This is a genomic window from Niallia sp. XMNu-256, from assembly GCF_036670015.1.
Taxonomy (GTDB): Bacteria; Bacillota; Bacilli; order Bacillales; family Cytobacillaceae; genus Bacillus_BD.
Genome location: NZ_CP137636.1, coordinates 2,238,791 through 2,258,268 on the forward strand (window position 1 = coordinate 2,238,791; position 19,478 = coordinate 2,258,268).

The window sequence follows — 19,478 nt, forward strand, 5'->3', positions numbered from 1 at the left end:
TTATAGTACTTTCCTTTCGCTCAGGTAACAAATGACAGCAGTATTTTTGCGTTAAACACTCAATCTCTCAATAACCTTTTGAATAATCAACCAAATTAATAGAAGGCTTGTTTCCTGCTAGATATCCCTTTAAATTAGGGATGAAAATCTCTTCAATAACCCGTTGATTATAATATTCGGTAGAACCTGCGGTGTGCGGGGTGATGATTACATTATCCATATTCCATAGTGGGCTTTTTACATCAAGTGGCTCTTGTTCAAAAACGTCAAGTCCTGCGCCAGCAATTTCTCCTTCTTGTAAGGCTCTAACTAATTTTTCTTCATTAACAAGCGATCCTCGACCTACATTTATAAAAAAAGCGGTTGGTTTCATCTGTTTAAATTGTTCCTCGCTAAATAAATGGTATGTTTCTTTTGTTAAAGGTAAGGTAACGACAACATAATCACATTGTGGTAATACAAGATGCAACTGGTTAGGTGTGTACATTTCATCAACATGTTGAACAGGCAAACCAGAATATCGAACCCCCAAAACTTTCATTCCAAACGCTTTAGCGATTTTTGCTGTTTCTTTTCCAATTGCACCGACACCAATAATGCCAATTGTTTTCTTGTGAATCTCTTGTTTAATTCCTCCATGATGCCAAACTTTTGCTTGTTGATTTTTTACATATGTATTCAATTTTCTCGTTAGACTCAATAAATACGCAAAGATAGTTTCTGAAATGGGATACGCATGGACTCCATTAGCACTCGTTAACAGAATGTCGTTCTCGATAAATTGTTTAATTGGGAAATGATTAATTCCAGCACTTGAAGATTGAACCCATTTCAGATTAGCAAAAGTATCAAGTGAAAATTGATAGCCTACAATGATCTCGGCATCATTTATATGGGATCCTCCCCATACTTCTTTGTCTTTGCCAATAATTACTTCCCAATTAGGCACAATTTCTTCTATTTGGCGAACTAAATCTACATGTAAGTTTTTTGTAATTACTATTTTTCTTTTTGACACTTAGACCCTCCTAAACTAATGGATTTACAGCAATTATACATCAATTTCATAAAGGTTCCGTAAAGTTAGTCCATCTATTATAATATTTCCCTTGCCGTATCCATGTAGTGCATAGCCGAATTTAAATGTTGGTCTGATTTTGCTAGAAATGCGTTAGCATCATCCATCGTAAGGGCTAAGTTTTTTTGATTAGTAAGCAATTGTTTAATGACCTCATCTCGTTTTAAATGATGTTCCAAGCTGAGAAGAAATTGTGTTTTAGAAGCGGACAGATATTGTTGAATGGATTTGGGGAGTTGGTAGACGTAAGGGGCAGATTTAATTTGTTCCATTGCCTTTCCAGTTAAACGAATTCCATTGTCAATATTCCTTATATAAGCTTCAATCTCTGTTTCTTTGTTAAGAAGTTCCCGAATGGCTTTGTTTTTATTATAGTCGTCCACATAATTGTTATAGACAGTTAATAAATAAGCAAAGTAATCATCGACTTTTTGTTTCATTATAAGTTGATTTTCCTCTGTTTTCTTGTTTAAAAATTCTCTAGTGGGGGGATGATATACATCCTCTCTTTTAAAAAAACGTTTCAAAAAGTTCATTTAGTTACCTCCATGGATGTTTTACATTCTCCTTATTATTTCGACATAAACTTACAAACATCCTTTATATTCCAGGATATTAAATTGTCTGAACTGCACCCTGCCCGGCATTCGGATTAAATATATAATCTAAATACCAGAATGAGTGCAGTTCATTAACGTGAATTTCTAACCGTTATTTTAACAAATTTACTTTATTTTTTTTGCTTAAATGTTTTACAACAAGTTTCTGATGACTCATTCGCTTCTTCTGTTTTCCTTTCGAAACCTAACTCATTTGAGAACTCTGTGTCATACTTCGATGAATAATCCATATCAATTGTAATCTTATCGGCTCCACACACATTACCTTTAGCATGAAAAACACAATTGGACACAGAACATTTTACTTCAACGTTAGGCATTGTTTATCCTCTCCTTTCAGATATCGATCGGTTATTAGTTTTTACATTACGGATCACTTTATTTAAATCCTACAGCGAAAAATCTTTCCACGTTTACAAAAACTCATTAAAGTGAATAGTACAGTTGAATATAAAAAGATGCTCACAGGAATGAGCATCTTTTTATATCGCTGTTAAAAATTCAATTGTTTTTTCTTTGGCAAAATGAAAGGCATCAATTTCGGTGACCCGTTCTTTATAGGGTAATTTTTTATCCGATTCGAAATAATGGCGGAAAATTGGGTTGTGATCTTGCATGACGTGACGGAACTCGTGGAAAAGGGTTTCGATTAGAGAGATATGTTCGTCAAAACAGAAAATAAAAATGATGCCTAATTCTCTCCAATAAACTCCTGATTCATATCGTAAATATTCATTTTCTTCATCCCCTAATGCACTAATAATTTTATTAGCTTCAAGAGTTGAACAAAAAATAACAGGTGTATCATAAATAAAATCCATATGTTTAAAAATGGTCTTATATAGTGATTTAACATTCCAATTAAAATCATCATTTAGAACGTACCAATTTTTATAATGTTGATAAATTGTATGTTTTTGAAGAGCTTTCTTTAAATCCATCGACTCACCTTCACCACTTTCGTCAATTTCTTATAGATAATGCCCAAAAAGAAATTAATTATACGTAGGAGTTTTCTCGGACCATTTTATCAACGTTTATCACATATTTTGTCGGGTTTATTGATAACAAACATAAATGTTTTCCATGATAAAAAAAACGTAGAAAGATGCCGGAATTCGTTAAGGTTCTGCGACTTTTTTGAAAACTTTCTTCATTATATGATTGAGCTTTACTAAATTATGAAATAAACCGATAATTTTCTAATTAAATCCGAAGTTAATAAATTTGTTTTTGTTTATAAAACTAAAAAAGCCTTCTATAATAACGAAGGCTTTTAAGTAAATAGTTAGAAGTAATCAGAAAAATAAGGAGTTTGTCGTTCAATTAAATTCTCTAATATCTCTACAGTTTCTTGATCAGCAGTAAGGCGACCGATATCTGCTAAATAAGCAGGTCTTTTGTAGCTCAATAGCATGGTGGTCAGTGTTTGAATATCGAGAGAGGCAGTCGGTTGTTCATTACTTCGATGAAGAATCCCTTGACCAGATGGAGAAACTTGGAGTGAAAAAGTCCCCTGGTTCCAATCTAAAATAGGGTCGTGAAGCTGTAAGGTTAGCGTGAATTCTTTTCCAATATTTTTAAAAGGATATTGTTCAATAAATTGTTTTGCATCTACAATTCGTGCCATGTAATAAGGTGAAATTGTTTCTTTAATGTCCCCATCTTCTAACCAAAATGCTAGAGGTTCGTCCATATACGTACTGCCCACTACTTTTGTAACCATAGAAAAATGAGCACTAACAAAATTCCAAAGACCATTCCGTGCTTCTTGATTATTATAAACCATTTCTTTAATATGAAGAATATCTTCGGAAATCCAGTATAAAAGATAACCTTGAGGTTCGTGTGATGGATTATAGTAAACAGCTGCTGTTATATCATCCAAATCCCATCTCCAGTATTCATCCCAAGCCAGTTCATTTCGAATCATAGCCGCATGTTTTTTGCTGGAAAAAGTTTTGTATACAGCTTTAATATCGCGATGCTCTACATCTAAACGTTCAACATAACCTGAAACCTTTTTCGGTTTAGGAAATTGATAATCGCGAACCTCAAAGGTCATTTTATCGGAAATGATCTCCCAACCCCTTCGCCGGTAATAGGGAAAAGAATAAGGATATAAATAGGAAATTGATTGTTTTCGTTTTTGCATCTCAGCTAGGGCCTGTTGCATCAGTTTATTCATTAGTCCCATGTTTGCATATTCTGGATAAGTTCCAACTCCAGTTAGTCCCCCCATATCATAGATGCGTCCAAAGATATTGACTTTAAAAGGATAGACGGCTACTTGGGATATAAGTTTGTCTCCATCAAACCAACCGAGGACATCAGCCTGTTCTAACACTGGTAGTTTAGCTAATGCAATTTCGCGCTCTTCCCAGCCAACCATTAATAAATCTTTATTTGTTACTTGAAAAACATATCGTAATAATTGATTGAATTGCTGTAAATGTTTTGTTCCAACTTTCCTCATCTTGAGTCTCTCTAAACGACTCATACATATTCCCTCCAAATCTTTTCATACACTACATTTTATAATTATATAAAATATTTCATATTTCCCTCAATATTTAAAATAATTATTTTCTCTTTTTTCCAATATAATAGCCAACGAGAAAAATCAAAAAGCTGTAGCCCAAAAATATTAGGACCGGAGATAAAGTTTGTTTATGATTACTCCAGATCGATTGGTAATAACTAAGCAGCGCTTTTTCGGTTATTAAGTAATAATGAAAAACGACGACTCCAACAAAGAACAACATAATTGCAAACCGAAATAAATGAGACCATTCCACTTCTATTCTTTTTGTTCGTTTGCCGACTTTTTTTGTTGGTTTTGTTTTTTCACGTTTATATATTTGAGATTCGTCTGCTAGCATCTTTCTTTTTGACATGTTAAACACCTTCCATATTCTTTGTTCCAATTTATACTTTTCACGATATATAGAGTATTCTCCTGCTGAAATTGAAAAAAAAGGCTGCAAACAGCAGCCTTCGAGTTGTCTTTTGTTATTATCAGGGTTAAGGGACAGTAAGAAATGAACTTCATTTACTAATTTTTAAAGCTGATAATATTCCTTTTGGTATATATCATATAGAAACCCTTCGAACTTATTTTCTAATACATCTTCTAAGACAAGGAGTTCCTCCGTTGAATATCTGGATTGATACATAAGCCCATCTATATTAGAAAAAGGGATTCCCTCCCAACCATTGATGTGCTTGACTTCCATTGCCTTTACAAGGTGAATGATATCACTAATAATTTGCCATCTTAATGATTTCCTATGGTTTTGAACTGTTTGATCAGTAGGTTTTTTACTTTTTAACACATGTTCAACCGTTATCATAGTAGATAACTTCCCTTCTATCCACAAAAAGGTATGTGCGTTTATTCACAAAAGTGCAAACAAGAATAAACTAAATCTCTAGAGCTGCTTATCAATATGTGGTTATTTATATAAATTAAACCATCTATTAGTCTCCTTTTCAAGGTCTGAAAAACGAAGTTTTATGAATTTTAGTTGAACTTTTGCTGTTCATATAAAAAACACCATGTGCTTTGCACATGGTGTTTTTTGGAATACTCTTTATTTAGATAAAACAGCTTTTGCTTCTTTTTGTTGCATTAACTTTAGAAGATCTAAGAAATTATCATCCCTTGTTCGGATAGCTTCTTCACCGTGATCATCATATTTATAGAATCCTTGATTCGATCGAATACCCAGTTCATCCTTTTCAACCATTTCATTTAAGAATCCTGGTACTTCTCTTGTGTTAGAAAGATCCTTCATTATGTTACCGACCATTGCTTTTGTAGTATGAAGTCCTGCTAAGTCTTGGCTTTCTAACGGACCACAAAATGCCCATTTAAAGCCCATACTGCCTTTGACAGCAATATCAATATCTTCTGCCGTACAAATTCCCTGTTCAATTAAATTGAAACATTCGCGGAGAAATGCAACTTGAACACGGTTTACAATAAACCCAGTGATTTCCTTTTTAAGAACCACAGGTGATTTACCCGATTCTTTTAATAAGTCGTAAGCTGCCTGGACTACACTGTCATCAGTTTTCTCAAAGCGAGCAATCTCAACAATTGGTACAATTTGTGGCGGATTGAAATAATGAGTAATGATAAACCTTTCCGGATGCTTTGCTTTTTGGGTTAATTCTGCCAATGGAAAAGTTGATGTATTTGAAGCAATTATCGTTTTTTCAGAGACAACGCTTTCAATAATTTCATATGTAGCTAATTTGGTTTCAAGTACTTCTGGAATGGACTCAAGGATAAACTCAGTGCCCTCGATCGCTTCACGTAAATCTGTTGTATACGTAATATTAGCTAACGTTTGGTCCATCTTCTCTTGAGTGATCATTTCCTTTTCAACCATAATTTCTAAACTATTTGTAATAAGTTCTCTGGCATTTTCTAAAGATGACTCTCGTCTAGCCTGAATTCTTACCTTTTTTCCTGCTTGGGCAAATAATTGTGCAGCTCCATGCCCCATGATTCCTGCTCCTAGAACGGTGATGTTTTGCATTTCTATACCCCTTTTCTTCATTGTTGTTTCACATGCTTCAAATGGTTGTCATCATGTTTTTATAATATTTGTTTTTTTCAGTATAACATTTTTTTTTTGAAAAGATTGTAATTTAGATTACAATTTAATGAACGTTTATCAAAAACAATAAAAAAAGGCAGCGGAGATCGCTACCTTTAAAATTTCTATTGTAAAAGTTTCATCATTGCAATTAATTACATGAGAACATATTTTAATTCTCTTATTAGACTTTGCTTCTCTTTCATCCTCAAACTAAAAATTGTAATTTTTATCATCCTGATAATAGAAGTTTAAACCAATCGATCTTATACTTGTCATTTTAGTCCACTCTTAAGATGATATCTATAGTTTTTACCCTAGATGTTTAAAGTTATATAGGAATTAATTAAAAGGTTAATTGCTAGTCTGGGGTAAGAATTATTTCATCAAAATGTGTAATTAGCACACAGTGTTGTTTGAATGTTATGTTGAATAATAAATAAAAAGTTACGGATTTGTTTTCGCAACTTTACCGCCTAGGAATCAAACCCAGCAAACCTGGCATGCAGATCTCGGACGGTTATGAAAAGTTCCATTGCAGTCTACCCTTAAGTAAGTATTTTTAGCAACAGCTATATTTTAGTAAACATATAGTAAATAATTGTAGGGTAATTGCTAGTATGGGGGTAAGAGTTAATTTTTATTAATTGTGTATTTAGCACATAATGTTATTTGAATGTGGTATTGAAATATAAATAAAAAAGTTGCGGATTTGTTTTCGCAACTTTAGGAGTTTTTTATGTAATTTGGCGGGACCGCCTAGGAATCAAACCCAGCAAACCTGGCATGCAGATCTCGGACGGTTATGAAAAGTTCCATTGCAGTCTACCCTTAAGTAAGTATTTTTAGCGACAGCTATATTTTAGTAAACATATAGTAAATAATTGTAGGGTAATTGCTAGTACGGGGGTAAGAGTTTTTTATTAATTGTGTATTTAGCACATAATGTTATTTGAATGTGATATTGAAATATAAATAAAAAAGTTGCGGATTTGTTTTCACAACTTTAGGAGTTTTTATGTAATTTGGCGGGACCGCCTGGGAATCGAACCCAGCAAACCTGGCACGCAGGTCTCGGACGGTTTTGAAGACCGCGGGGGACACCAGTACCCCATTCAGCCCCATTTATATGTCATTTCCTCTAACTGACTTTATTATACCCCACCGAAACATGTAAAACAATGTCGAAATTCGTAACATTCTGTGTACATACTCAGAGAAATGAAATAATTAAATTTATTTAAAATTAAATTATGTTTAGTTTCATGTTAATAGATAAACTGCTATACTTGTCTGAATATAGTAAAAATTATATAATATTTTTATAGATTAAAAATGAAGGTGAGAAAGATGTTAGAAGGCTGGTTTCTCTGGTTTATCTTATTTTGGGTTGTTGTATTATTAGGTTCATTTGCAATCGGTGGATTTTTCATGTTTCGAAAATTCCTGAAAAAAATGCCTAAAGAGGATGGAAAATCAGACATGGATTGGGAGGAATACTATGTTAATGAAACAATTAATTTATGGAAGCAAGAAGAGAAGGAATTATTATCTGATTTAGTCTCACCTGTACCTGAATTGTTTCGAGATGTGGCTAAGCATAAGATCGCGGGGAAAATTGGAGAACTTGCTCTTAATGAAAAGGCTAGTAAAATTGATCAAGATTTAGTAATAAGAGGCTACATTTTAGCGACACCTAAAAGAGATTATAAGTTTCTTCGTAAAAAACTAGAAGAAAAAAGGATTGAATTAGAGCCTTATGAACACTTATTTCACTAAACAAGAGCACCAATAATTTGATTGGTGCTCTTGTTTATTTAATTAACATAGTCTTGTGGATTCAAACAGAATTCTGTCGTACTCGAGAATTAAGTTGTAAAAATAACCTTTTATAATCCCGATACATTGCCAATCTCCAAGGTAAAATCATGCTAAATGCTAACAAAAAGAACATGCCACTTAATTCCCCCATATCAATGGTAGAACTTAAAATAAGTTTGGCTACAATTCGAACAACTAATAATCCTATTAAAATAATGGCGAATGCACGTGACCGTTTTAAATATATATCTTTCCCTTTAATTTCAAATTTTGAAGTTTTAATCAATAGTAGAGAAAAAAGCATTCCGATAGCGACCGATTCCAGAATTTCCATTGGATTTAATCGAAATTCTGGAAATATGTACATTAGAGCACCCGTACTCATAAATAATGGAGGTAATAAAATTTTTCTTACTGAGGCTGGTTTTTTCGCAGCTTTCATTCTTACAATCATCGCAAAAATTGCCATTAGTATGGCACCGATTGAAGTTATTATAGCAATATTCATGTGCTTCATTCCTTTTCTACTAAATCCAATATCATTATACAATGAACATTGACGTAATCAAAAGCTGTCTGCATATTACAATTAAAAAAGCTGACCACATTTGGAAAGTATACAAATATGGTTAGCTAAATAATTTACTCAAGAATTCGGTTGATTGAATCGATCACACAGGCTTCATCAAAAGGTTTGACGATAAAATCCCTTGCTCCTGATTCAATTGCCTCAACTACCATTTTTTGTTGTCCCATGGCCGAGCACATGATTATTTTCGCATGAGGAAATTCTTTTTTTATTTCCTTTACTGCCTCAATCCCATTCATCTCCGGCATAGTAATATCTAATATAACTAAATCAGGTTGCAACTCACGGTATAGCCGTATAGCATCTTTTCCGTTTTCGCCTTCTCCAACAATTTCATAACCTGCTCTAGATAGTATATTCGAAATAGTCATTCTCATAAACTTAGCATCATCAACAATTAAAATTTTGGACATCGTCCATTCCTCCCTAAAGCCTTAAAATCCTGTAAAACCACCAAATAAAGCAGTTAAAAGTGAAATAATTACTGTCATCCAATCGAAAAATAAGAATATTCCCATAACAATCATGAGATATCCGCCTATTTTCATAATCTTTATATTATGTTTTCGAATCCAACCCATTTTTCCAACAAAAAATGAAAGTATCAAGAAAGGTAATGAAAATCCTAAAGAATAGGCAAGCATATAGATTATACCTGATTCTGGATTTGATCCAGCGAGCATAATCACAGACATTAAGATTGGTCCTGTACAAGGTGTCCACCCCGCTGCAAAAGCCATCCCAATTAAAATAGACCCAATAAAGCCAGATGGGCGACTTTTAAATTCCATCCGTCGATCTTTCATTAAAAATTCTGGTTTAATAAATCCTATAACCATCAATCCGAAGAGAATAATAAAGACTGCTCCGATTTGGCGGATTAAATCCTGATATTGGATAAAAAACTGTCCAATAAAGGATGTGCCAAATCCAATCGCAATAAAGATAATGGAGAAACCAATTAAAAAACAAATCGTATGTATGAAACTTCTCTTTTGAAGCCTACCATTATCATTTTTTAGTTCACCAATAGACATTCCAGTAATATAAGATAGAAATGCTGGATAGAGCGGAAGACTACACGGAGAAATAAAACTTAAAAAACCTGCACCAAATGCAAGAAATAAATTTATGTCAGTCATTATACTCCTCCCCAATTTAAATTCTTTATCAATTCTATCAAAGATAAACACGAAAAGATATTTATTAGTTTGGTAAATATTCTGAGAAAACAATTCAAATGATAACTATTGGCTTCCTCGCTTCCACTTATACTTTTTTTATCTAAAAAAGCACTCCATTTTAAGAGTGCTGATGATATAAAGGGGTTTAATACAAAATCATAAAAACAAGCCTAAAAATACTATATAGTAGACCAATAAACCATTATTTTAATTGGCCAATTTTTGCTTTAAAGAAAACTTGATAGACTTTTTCTATTCCATTACGAATAATTTCATATGAAATGTACTGACTTTTGTATATTCTTTGGTATTGATCAAAAATAAAACACTCGGCACCGTTTGTTTCTTTGCATGTTTCAATAAATCTAGATATTAAATGATCATCGGGATAACTATATTCAATTAATATTTCCTCATTTATAATATTAACAAGCTGCATTTTATACATAGAGCTGCCCCCTCTCTGCTAATAATTTAAGTATAATGTAAATTTACTAAGAGATTGGGGAAAGTTTGTGAAAATTATAAGAAGAATTGGTTACCAATTTGTTAAGAAAAAACCACTAAACGTTGAGTACTGATCAACATTTAGTGGTCTATTTTCTAACTGATTATTTAAAACTTCATTCCTATATAAAACTTTATTTTCCTTGTTGTTTATTCATTGCTTGCATCATTTGATTGATTTTCTTTTGTGATGGCTTCATGCCCATTTGCATCATCATCATTTTTAGCATTTGTTCATTAATTGGTGGGTTCTTCTTCAAGTAATTCATCATATATTTTCTAGCGATGAAAAAACCTAGCGCCACACCGGCTAATAAGCACAATGCACCAACTAGAATATACATTCCCATAAATACTTCCTCCTTCAAGTTGTCTACCATAAAGTGTACTAAACCAAAGGTTATTATACAATATTCTTGGGGAGATTTGTCCAACTTTTAGATAAATTTTCTTTCCTTTATAGGTTTTAACCAGCCACAATGCTGATTTTCAATGTCAATTGCTAAAAAGGATGATTCTGCTTTGCGTAATACTTCAAAAAAGACCGTTTCTGCGTCGAATTGGCCATTTGACTTTAATATGATAGAATGATTCTTTATTTCTAATTCAGCTCGACTTTTCTTCCCAGCTTCTAAATAGTATTTGCCATTTTTATGTTGAAAACTCATATATTTTTGTAAGTTATGCTGTAAATAATGTTGAATTCTGAAACTATTAATAGGTTTCGTAATAAAATCAATTTGTTTTTTTATAATATGTTTTAATTCTCCTGCAGCCTCATCATATTCTTTAAACAGTTGATAAAACAACCGCTCTTTTCCGAAGTAATGGGAGGCAAACTCTTCATCGATTAAATATAGTTGATACGTTCTCATCATGTTTCCTCCTCTATTAGTCTACCTTATTATTTATTATAGAAGATAAGTATTGAGGAGGTTGTCGCTTTACGTAAAAAAACAAGCCTTCTTTTGTCGAATTGGAAAAAGAATTCTACTGTAGAGTTAAACTGACAAAAATTATGGCATTTTCCTTCTAAAAGTAATCATTCGGTTTATAATAAAAGATAGTTTAAAAAGGGAGAGACCATTCATGTTGCAACAAATCAATTTAACACTAAATAAAATGATGCCTTTTACTACACCAGTAGCTGTCTTGGTTGGGATTATTTTTTCAGCGTATGTTAGGGATTTTTCATTTCTAGTCCCTTGGCTATTTGCTTTTATGACATTTGAAGGAAGTCTATCTATGAATCTGAAGTCTATTAAGGGAGTGATTACTCATCCCTTGCCTGTTTTTATGATTATTGCCTTTCTACATATTATTATGCCGCTTTATGCATGGTTTGTTGGTCATATTACCTTTAGCGGAGACCACTTAACGATTACGGGTATTATTCTTGGAATGGTCATTCCAACAGGGGTAACGAGTTTCATTTGGGTAACGATGAAAAACGGCAATGCTGCACTGACATTAACTGTCATATTAATTGATTCCCTTCTATCACCCATTGTCGTTCCTCTAAGCTTATCTTTATTAGTAGGACAAAAAGTAGACATGGACGTTACAAGTATGATGAGCGGATTGCTCTATATGATTGTATTGCCATCACTTGCGGGGATGGCTCTAAATCAGTTCACACATGGTAAAGTCGTATTAAAGTGGAAACCAAGATTTGCTCCAATATCTAAACTATTTCTATTTCTAGTTGTTTGTTTAAATGGAGCTGTAATTTCTCCTTATTTTAAGGATTTTAAGTTAAGCTATCTTTCAATCATTGTCGTTGTTATATTTGTTTCCTTTAGTGGTTATTTCTTGGCTTATTGGATAGGCAAACTCTTGAAGTATGACTATGAAATGTTGGTCTCTTTTACCTTCAGTGGTGGTATGAGGAATATAAGTACGGGAGCTGTAATCGCCATTTCTTATTTCCCTTCTGCAGTTGTATTTCCAGTTGTGGTTGGTATGCTCTTTCAACAAATTTTAGCCTCGATATTCGCTCGTGTACTTGATAAGCGTAAGGAAAAAATGTTGCAACAATCTGAAACAGTGAGCGCTTAGATAAAAGATAAGGAGTACGGGGGAATTATCCCTGTACTCCTTAATTTACTTTATTTTCTTAATAATGCTTTTGCTTTAGCAACAACATTCTCTACAGTAAATCCATACTCTTGAATAATTTTTTCACCAGGAGCTGATGCACCAAATTGATCAATAGCCAGTACATCTCCTTCATCTCCAACATATTTATGCCAGCCAAGAGATGCGCCCATTTCGATTGCTAATCGTGCTTTAATATTTTTAGGAATAATGGAATCTTTATAGGCTTGTGATTGTTTTTCAAAGCGATCCCATGAAGGCATAGAGATAACAGAAGCTGAAATACCTTCAGTTTCTAGTGCTTTTTGCGCTTCTACCGCTAAATTAACCTCAGAACCAGTTGCAAGTAAAAGAATTTCAGCTGTTTCTTTTTCTGCAGGTGAGATAATGTATGCTCCTTTAGCAACATTTTCATAAGCATTTTTAACAGTGCCTGGAAGTGTCGGTAAGTCTTGTCGAGTTAATACAAGTGCTGTTGGTTGATTTGATGATTCAATAGCAAGTTTCCAAGCCACAGCTGTCTCGTTCCCATCGGCCGGACGGATAACAGATAGGTTTGGCATTCCTCTTAAAGCGGAAAGGTGTTCAACTGGTTCATGGGTTGGACCGTCTTCTCCGACCGCAACGCTATCATGTGTAAATACATACGTAACAGGCAACCCCATTAGTGCTGCTAGTCTTATCGCTGGTCTTAAGTAATCGGAGAATACAAAAAATGTTCCGCCAAATACCTTTAAGCCGCCATGTAAAGCCATACCGTTGAGCGCCGCTCCCATTGCAAATTCACGAACTCCGAACCAAATATTTCTACCTTCATAGGACGTAGGTAAGAAGTCTGCAGATCCTTTAATTAATGTTTTGTTGGATCCTGCAAGGTCTGCTGAACCACCAAAGAACGATGGTAATTTTTTTGCAATTGCATTTAAGACTTCACCAGATGCTGCTCGACTAGCAAGACTTTTTCCTTCTTCATAAACGGGAATATCTTTCGACCAATCCGATGGTAATTCATGATTAATCGCCTGTTGTAGTTCGGATCCTAGTTCTGGAAAAGCCTCTTTGTATTTGCTGAAGAGCTCTTTCCACTCTCTCTCTTTATGCTCACCTTTTTCAAGGACTAGTTTTCGGAACTGATCATACACTTCTTGAGGCACATAGAAATCCTCTTCAAATGTCCACTTATAGGCTTCTTTCGTTAATTTTGTTTCTTCTACGCCCAATGGAGCTCCGTGTGAAGCTGCTTTGCCAGATTTATTTGGAGATCCATATCCAATAACCGTACGTACTTCTATTAATGTTGGTCGTGAATCATCATTCTTAGCTTCTTCAATTGCATTGGCAATAGCAGTTAAATCATTTCCGTCTTCTACACGCAAATACTGCCATCCATATGCTTTAAAACGATCTTGCACACTTTCGGAAAAAGCTTGATTTAAATCACCGTCAAGAGAAATGTCATTGGAATCATAAAGAACAATGAGGCGACCTAATTTCAAATGCCCTGCTAGAGAAGCTGCTTCAGCAGAAACTCCTTCCATGAGATCTCCATCTCCACAAATACTATATGTATAATGATCTATTAATGGATATTGCTCTTTGTTGTAAATCTGAGCAAGATGCCTTTCAGCCATTGCCATACCAACAGCCATAGCAATACCTTGACCTAATGGACCTGATGTTGCATCAACTCCTGGAGTATGTCCATATTCAGGATGACCAGGTGTTTTACTTCCCCATTGACGAAAGTTTTTGATATCATCCATGGAAACATCGTAACCCGAAAGATGGAGTAAACTATAAAGTAACATCGAACCATGTCCAGCTGATAGGACAAAACGATCCCGATTAAACCATTTTGGATTATTAGGGTTAATGTTCATATATCGGCTCCATAATGTATATGCCATTGGCGCTGATCCCATAGGCATACCTGGGTGTCCCGAATTTGCTTTCTCAATTGCGTCAATGGATAATGTTCTAATGGACGATATAGCTAATGAATCAATTTCATCAAACATTGTTAACATCCTTTCTCTAATAAAGTTATTAGATTGTGCGTAATGGATTACGTAATTAATAATAATGGGAACGTTCATTTTATTCAACAAATTAAATGAATTATTGTAAGAATGATACTTTTTTCGACAAATATCCCTTTGGTATTATTGGCATTAATAAGCTTTATAATGTAAAAGGAGTAAAACTTTTTATTAGAATAATCTATAAAAAAGTTTTACTCCTTTTATTTAGTGCTTTTCTTTTTGTTGTTGAACGATTTTAAGCTTTTCTGGTGTAACATCATTTCCTTCTGGATCTACTACTTTAACTGATTTTAAAGTATTTAGCATGGATGAACGGAAAGTTTGCAAATATTCTCCACGAAGTTTTGATTGTTCTTTTGCCTCTGTTTCTGTTAATCCAGTTTGTTTTGCCTTTTTCGCTAATTCATTTATTCTAGCTAATTTTTCTTTAGAAAGCATTTTATCCTCCTTATCAAATATGAACTTTATTTGATATCTATTCTATAGAAACAAAAGATAGATAAAAAAGCAAGAATATTATACTGGAACAAAACTAGAATTGGTATCTCATTATTGGCTAGCTAAATTACGGACTTTACCTAATTCGATTGGACTGATTGGAATCGGTAAGGTTAATTCATTCCCCGCTATAATAAAGTCTCTAGAAACTCCGTTGTTTTTCTCAACCCACTCAATAAATTGTAATTCTGAAAGACCATGCTGTTCTTCAAACCTTTGGCTAATTTCCCATAATGATTCGCCGCTCTGAACCGTTATGGTCATATATTGATGATTAGTAGATAAGTTAATTTTAATAATAGTTGTTGCAACTATTGAAATAACAACAAGAATAATAGCGTAAGAATAGTTTTTCCATAATCTTTTCAACAAATACACCCCATTTAGAATATATGTTCTGTTTAATAATTGAATTATAATACGAACACTTGTTTTAAGTCAAGCATCAATTCGAACTTATGTTTGTATACGGGTTATTTTCATGGTATAATATAGGAAATAAAATAGTGATGAGGGGTGAATTATAATGACAACAAAACTATCCAAACGGCAACAAGATATTTTAGATTTTATCAAAAGTGAAGTACGACAGAAAGGCTACCCACCTTCTGTTCGCGAAATAGGAGAAGCAGTGGGACTTGCATCAAGTTCAACCGTACATGGTCATTTAGCAAGACTTGAGAGCAAAGGTTTAATTCGAAGAGACCCTACGAAGCCAAGAGCTATTGAAATATTAGATAATGAACATTTAAATATCCCACAACCTAATGTAATTAATGTTCCAGTTGTGGGGAAGGTAACCGCTGGATTACCAATAACAGCAATAGAGAATGTTGAAGAATTCTTCCCATTACCTGAAAACCTTGCACCATCTGACGAGCAATTGTTTATGCTGGAAATTATGGGTGACAGTATGATTGAAGCTGGTATATTAGATGGGGATTATGTTATTGTTCGGCAGCAGAGTATAGCAAATAACGGGGATATTGTGGTTGCAATGACAGAGGATGATGAAGCAACGGTTAAGCGATTTTTTAAAGAGGCTGATTCTTTCCGTTTGCAGCCTGAAAACTCTACAATGAAACCTATTATTCTCAATAATGTTAGTATATTAGGCAAAGTAATTGGTGTTTATCGGCATATACATTAATGTTAGTAGTAAAGTAATCACTTAAACAATGGGACTTAGTGATGTTTACCTAGTTAAAATGATATTACTTTTCTACCTCTAATAATAAAAGGCGCAAGATTTTTAAACAATTTTGCGCCTTAGTCAATAGAATACTTTTTAATTCACTTAAACCAACCTTTTTCTTTTGATCGGGAGATTGCTTCAATTCTATTTTTTACTTCAAGTTTATCTAAGATAGTAGAAATATAGTTTCGGACTGTGCCAGACTTTAATTTTAATTCTTCAGCGATTTCTTTCGTATTTCTGCCATCTGCAACTAAACCAAGAACTTCTTTTTCACGTTCTGTTAGTGGATTTTCTTCACTGTAAAAGTCGTCCATTAGCTCTGGTGCATAAATTCGCTTACCTGCCATTACACTTCTAATCGTATTGGCTAATTCTTCGCTCGGGCTGTCTTTTAATAGATAAGCACACACTCCTGCTTTAAGTGCACGTTGAAAGTAGCCGGTTCTTGCAAATGTTGTTAATATAATTACTTTGCAATTTTTCCCTTTCAACTCTTCTGCAGCTTCTAAGCCGCTCTTCAATGGCATCTCTATGTCCATAATGCAAATATCTGGTTGGTGTTTATGAACTAATGCAATTGCCTCTTCCCCATTCTTTGCTTTCCCCACTACTTCTAAATCTTCCTCTAGATTCAATAGTGAGCCTAAAGCACCTAACATCATTTGTTGATCTTCTGCAATCACGATTGTAATCATGTTGTTCCTCCCCTTTTAATTACGTTTGGTATTTGAAAGATTACAGTCGCACCTTGATCTGAATTTACTGTTAAGTTCCCATTCACAAACTCTAGCCTTTCCTTCATACCTGCTATTCCATTTCCACCCTCAAATAATTCATTATCACGAAATCCTTTCCCATTATCAGTAATGGTAATCATGATTTCATTATTCGTTTGATTGATAGAAATACTACATTTCGTAGCATGGCTATGCTTTACTACGTTTGTGACAGCTTCTTTTAGGCACATACTTAATATGTTTTCAATAAACACAGGAACTCTAGATAAACCAAAATCACCCTCGATTTCCCATTGAATACCTGCAGCTTCTAAGATTTCTTTTACATGTTTGATTTCTTCCTTTAGTCGAATGCCGCGCATATCAGATACAAGTTTTCTCACTTCGCTTAAAGCCATTCTAGCGGTCTGTTGAATGTCTTTTAGTTCAGATCTCGCTTTCTCCGGGTCTTTTTCTAATATTTTTCTGGCTAAATCACTTTTCAAGCCGATAAGTGATAACTTTTGTCCTAATGTATCATGAAGATCACGTGCAATCCTTTGTCTCTCCTCTTGAACAATTAAATTAGCTATCCTTTTATTAGCAAAGGCTAACTGTTCCTCTAATTGTTCTCGCCGTTTTCTACTTCTGATACTGAATGGCATTAAAATTACGCTTATCAAAATAATAACAATAAATGGTAATTGTTGAATAAATAAATCAGTTGGTGTGATGAAATTGACATTAATAGCAATCGCCGTACTCACTAGGTGGATAATATAAAAGGTAATAAATGCGGACTTTTGCTGAAAATTCCCGATCAAGTAAGCTAAGAAAAAAGCAAAATATACGTAAGTAAAAAAGCTTGTCATAATGACAGATAAAACAATAAGTACACTGGTCCAACAATATCGTACCCACCCTTTCGAAATGAAAGCAAATCGGTAGGATATAAAGAAAAAGATAGATAGGATGATTCCTGTTACCATTTCAACTGTGGTAGACCACTGAATTATAAAATAAAACGGCAATATGGCAAATAAAGCCCAAATATAAGGTGATACACCTGTACTGCTTTGTATGATTCGAAATCCTTTTTTCATTTCATGCCTCTTTTTCTGAAAAGTTTCTAATATTATCATAACAAAGATTAAGAGGGAATACGTAAAATCCCCTCTTAATCAGCCAATTTTTGTGAAAGCTTGTGTTTCACAGCTTGCTTGTTAATGTCCTTAAAGCCGATAAACCGCTTACCTCTCTCATCCCAGAGACGGTATTGCAATGCCTTTAAACTAGTACGGACTGTTACAGTTAGAACTGAATTTAGCTCGCTATGATTATTGTGAACATCTTCCAAATAATAATTTGGTACTCTTGGACTTAAGTGATGAACATGGTGATAACCAATATTTCCAGTAATCCACTGAGCCCATTTGGGTAATTTGTAAAAGGAGCTCCCTTCAACCGCTGCTTTTACATAATTCCATTCTCTATCCTTTTCAAAATATGTATCCTCAAAATGATGTTGAATATAGAACAGCCAGACGCCTAGTGCACTTGCTATAAAAACGATGGGGCCTTGAATCATTAAAAAGGATTGCCATCCAATCAGCCAACACATGACTCCATAAATGCACACAATAGCAACATTTGTTAGATAGGTATCCAATCGTTCTTTAAAGCGCGCCTTTTTACGATTCATACGATTAGAAATTAATATTAAATAAAAAGGACCCAAGATGAACATAACAAGGGGATTGCGGTAAAATCGATAGGCAACACGTCGACCAACTGATGCATTTTTGTACTCTTCAACCGTCATTACCCATATATCACCAACACCGCGTTTATTCAAATTACCGCTTGTAGCATGGTGGACATTATGATCGTGACGCCATTGTTTATATGGAAATAATGTTAAGATCCCGGCTATTGTTCCGACAACCTCATTAGCCTTTTTATTATTAAAGAACGACATATGGCAGCAATCATGGAATATAATAAAAATCCTTATAAGGAGACCAGCTGTCGGTATAATCAGAAGAAATGTAATGAAAGACGATACCGTTAGTCTTGTAGGCAAGATACCATAGTAGTAAAAATGGGATGACGGTATTAACAATTTGCCAAATGCTGCTGGATAGTTTTGCCTTTTCATAAGGCGCTAGCTTCTTTCGTAGGTTCCTTTGAAACTCTTTTGTCATATGATAAAAATCCTCCTAGACTGTTATCGCTTTTTTATTTTTCCCATTTGTCTTTTTATTATAATGAAAAAGTGCAAAATCGATAAGTCATACCTGTCATGTGCAGGATATGACAATAGTCATTTATGTATCGGCTATGCTTGATGTTCATTAGTTTCTCGTTTTAGAATTTAGTCGACTAATTATCGGAGTCTTTTAAAAATCCATATGAAAAAAGATGAATATAATGAAAGGGACATAGGATAATGAAAGCTTGTTGTTTTAAATATCTAGTATGATATCAAATATAAAAACACCTCGGCAATTTCTGCCGAGGC

General features: G+C 34.0%; 22 protein-coding genes, 1 tRNA gene and 1 pseudogene. 3 read left to right on the forward strand and 21 right to left on the reverse strand.

Going from position 1 to position 19,478, the window contains the following annotated elements:
• Positions 1-67: 67 nt before the first annotated feature.
• From R4Z10_RS11310 to R4Z10_RS11350, 9 genes are all read right to left on the reverse strand, one after another.
• Positions 68-1,018 carry a D-2-hydroxyacid dehydrogenase gene (locus tag R4Z10_RS11310; protein WP_338469413.1) on the reverse strand — a complete coding sequence of 317 codons (951 nt, stop codon included), beginning with the start codon at positions 1,016-1,018 and terminating at the stop codon, positions 68-70.
• A gap of 77 nt (positions 1,019-1,095) precedes the next feature.
• A complete protein-coding gene (locus R4Z10_RS11315) occupies positions 1,096-1,614 on the reverse strand; it encodes a hypothetical protein (RefSeq protein ID WP_338469414.1) in 519 nt (172 codons plus the stop codon).
• Between the two features lie 194 nt (positions 1,615-1,808).
• A complete protein-coding gene (locus R4Z10_RS11320) occupies positions 1,809-2,018 on the reverse strand; it encodes a DUF1540 domain-containing protein (protein ID WP_338469415.1) in 210 nt (69 codons plus the stop codon).
• 162 nt (positions 2,019-2,180) lie between these two features.
• Entirely contained in the window at positions 2,181-2,639 is a 459-nt protein-coding gene (locus tag R4Z10_RS11325) for a DUF3920 family protein (RefSeq protein ID WP_338469416.1), read from the reverse strand.
• 347 nt (positions 2,640-2,986) lie between these two features.
• The gene (locus tag R4Z10_RS11330; protein ID WP_338469417.1) at positions 2,987-4,198 is read right to left on the reverse strand and encodes a GNAT family N-acetyltransferase; all 1,212 of its coding nucleotides are present in this window, start codon (positions 4,196-4,198) and stop codon (positions 2,987-2,989) included.
• An 82-nt stretch (positions 4,199-4,280) separates the two neighbouring features.
• Positions 4,281-4,595 carry a hypothetical protein gene (locus tag R4Z10_RS11335; protein ID WP_338469418.1) on the reverse strand — a complete coding sequence of 105 codons (315 nt, stop codon included), beginning with the start codon at positions 4,593-4,595 and terminating at the stop codon, positions 4,281-4,283.
• 165 nt (positions 4,596-4,760) lie between these two features.
• Positions 4,761-5,051 (reverse strand): hypothetical protein, encoded by a 291-nt coding sequence (locus R4Z10_RS11340; RefSeq protein ID WP_338469419.1) that lies wholly within the window; start codon positions 5,049-5,051, stop codon positions 4,761-4,763.
• Positions 5,052-5,291: 240 nt separating this feature from the next.
• Positions 5,292-6,245 carry a 3-hydroxyacyl-CoA dehydrogenase family protein gene (locus tag R4Z10_RS11345; protein ID WP_338469420.1) on the reverse strand — a complete coding sequence of 318 codons (954 nt, stop codon included), beginning with the start codon at positions 6,243-6,245 and terminating at the stop codon, positions 5,292-5,294.
• Between the two features lie 1,086 nt (positions 6,246-7,331).
• Positions 7,332-7,428 (reverse strand) — tRNA-Sec (locus tag R4Z10_RS11350).
• A gap of 227 nt (positions 7,429-7,655) precedes the next feature.
• Between R4Z10_RS11350 and R4Z10_RS11355 the strand changes: the two genes are divergently transcribed.
• A complete protein-coding gene (locus tag R4Z10_RS11355) occupies positions 7,656-8,084 on the forward strand; it encodes a DUF2621 domain-containing protein (RefSeq protein ID WP_338473224.1) in 429 nt (142 codons plus the stop codon).
• 61 nt (positions 8,085-8,145) lie between these two features.
• On the opposite strand, the gene R4Z10_RS11360 is transcribed toward R4Z10_RS11355, so the two are convergent.
• From R4Z10_RS11360 to sirA, 6 genes are all read right to left on the reverse strand, one after another.
• Complete coding sequence (locus R4Z10_RS11360; protein WP_338469421.1) at positions 8,146-8,634, reverse strand: cytochrome c biogenesis protein CcdC; 489 nt, start codon at positions 8,632-8,634, stop codon at positions 8,146-8,148.
• Positions 8,635-8,768: 134 nt separating this feature from the next.
• On the reverse strand, positions 8,769-9,128 hold the full coding sequence (locus tag R4Z10_RS11365) for a response regulator (RefSeq protein WP_338469422.1): 360 nt from the start codon (positions 9,126-9,128) through the stop codon (positions 8,769-8,771).
• 21 nt (positions 9,129-9,149) lie between these two features.
• Complete coding sequence (locus R4Z10_RS11370) at positions 9,150-9,857, reverse strand: cytochrome c biogenesis protein CcdA (protein ID WP_338469423.1); 708 nt, start codon at positions 9,855-9,857, stop codon at positions 9,150-9,152.
• A 244-nt stretch (positions 9,858-10,101) separates the two neighbouring features.
• Positions 10,102-10,347, reverse strand: coding sequence for a hypothetical protein (locus tag R4Z10_RS11375; RefSeq protein WP_338469424.1), 246 nt, complete (start codon positions 10,345-10,347; stop codon positions 10,102-10,104).
• Between the two features lie 193 nt (positions 10,348-10,540).
• Complete coding sequence (locus tag R4Z10_RS11380; RefSeq protein WP_338469425.1) at positions 10,541-10,756, reverse strand: YneF family protein; 216 nt, start codon at positions 10,754-10,756, stop codon at positions 10,541-10,543.
• 87 nt (positions 10,757-10,843) lie between these two features.
• Complete coding sequence (gene sirA, locus R4Z10_RS11385; protein WP_338469426.1) at positions 10,844-11,281, reverse strand: sporulation inhibitor of replication protein SirA; 438 nt, start codon at positions 11,279-11,281, stop codon at positions 10,844-10,846.
• 214 nt (positions 11,282-11,495) lie between these two features.
• Between sirA and R4Z10_RS11390 the strand changes: the two genes are divergently transcribed.
• Entirely contained in the window at positions 11,496-12,464 is a 969-nt protein-coding gene (locus tag R4Z10_RS11390) for a bile acid:sodium symporter family protein (RefSeq protein ID WP_338469427.1), read from the forward strand.
• A 50-nt stretch (positions 12,465-12,514) separates the two neighbouring features.
• Here R4Z10_RS11390 and tkt read toward each other — a convergent pair whose 3' ends face one another.
• The 3 genes from tkt to R4Z10_RS11405 form a co-directional block, all read right to left on the reverse strand.
• Positions 12,515-14,521 (reverse strand): transketolase, encoded by a 2,007-nt coding sequence (gene tkt, locus R4Z10_RS11395; protein ID WP_338469428.1) that lies wholly within the window; start codon positions 14,519-14,521, stop codon positions 12,515-12,517.
• A 228-nt stretch (positions 14,522-14,749) separates the two neighbouring features.
• A complete protein-coding gene (locus R4Z10_RS11400; RefSeq protein WP_338469429.1) occupies positions 14,750-14,983 on the reverse strand; it encodes a DUF896 domain-containing protein in 234 nt (77 codons plus the stop codon).
• 111 nt (positions 14,984-15,094) lie between these two features.
• Positions 15,095-15,412, reverse strand: coding sequence for a LysM peptidoglycan-binding domain-containing protein (locus R4Z10_RS11405; protein ID WP_338469430.1), 318 nt, complete (start codon positions 15,410-15,412; stop codon positions 15,095-15,097).
• Positions 15,413-15,569: 157 nt separating this feature from the next.
• Between R4Z10_RS11405 and lexA the strand changes: the two genes are divergently transcribed.
• Positions 15,570-16,193 (forward strand): transcriptional repressor LexA, encoded by a 624-nt coding sequence (lexA, locus tag R4Z10_RS11410; protein ID WP_338469431.1) that lies wholly within the window; start codon positions 15,570-15,572, stop codon positions 16,191-16,193.
• Between the two features lie 143 nt (positions 16,194-16,336).
• On the opposite strand, the gene R4Z10_RS11415 is transcribed toward lexA, so the two are convergent.
• The 3 genes and pseudogenes from R4Z10_RS11415 to R4Z10_RS11425 form a co-directional block, all read right to left on the reverse strand.
• Positions 16,337-16,936, reverse strand: a complete 600-nt coding sequence (locus R4Z10_RS11415; protein WP_338469432.1) for a response regulator transcription factor — start codon at positions 16,934-16,936, stop codon at positions 16,337-16,339.
• Complete coding sequence (locus R4Z10_RS11420; RefSeq protein WP_338469433.1) at positions 16,933-18,060, reverse strand: sensor histidine kinase; 1,128 nt, start codon at positions 18,058-18,060, stop codon at positions 16,933-16,935. The genes R4Z10_RS11415 and R4Z10_RS11420 overlap by 4 nt, the downstream gene beginning before the upstream one ends.
• 74 nt (positions 18,061-18,134) lie before the next feature.
• A pseudogene (locus tag R4Z10_RS11425) lies at positions 18,135-19,161 on the reverse strand (fatty acid desaturase).
• Positions 19,162-19,478: the final 317 nt, after the last annotated feature.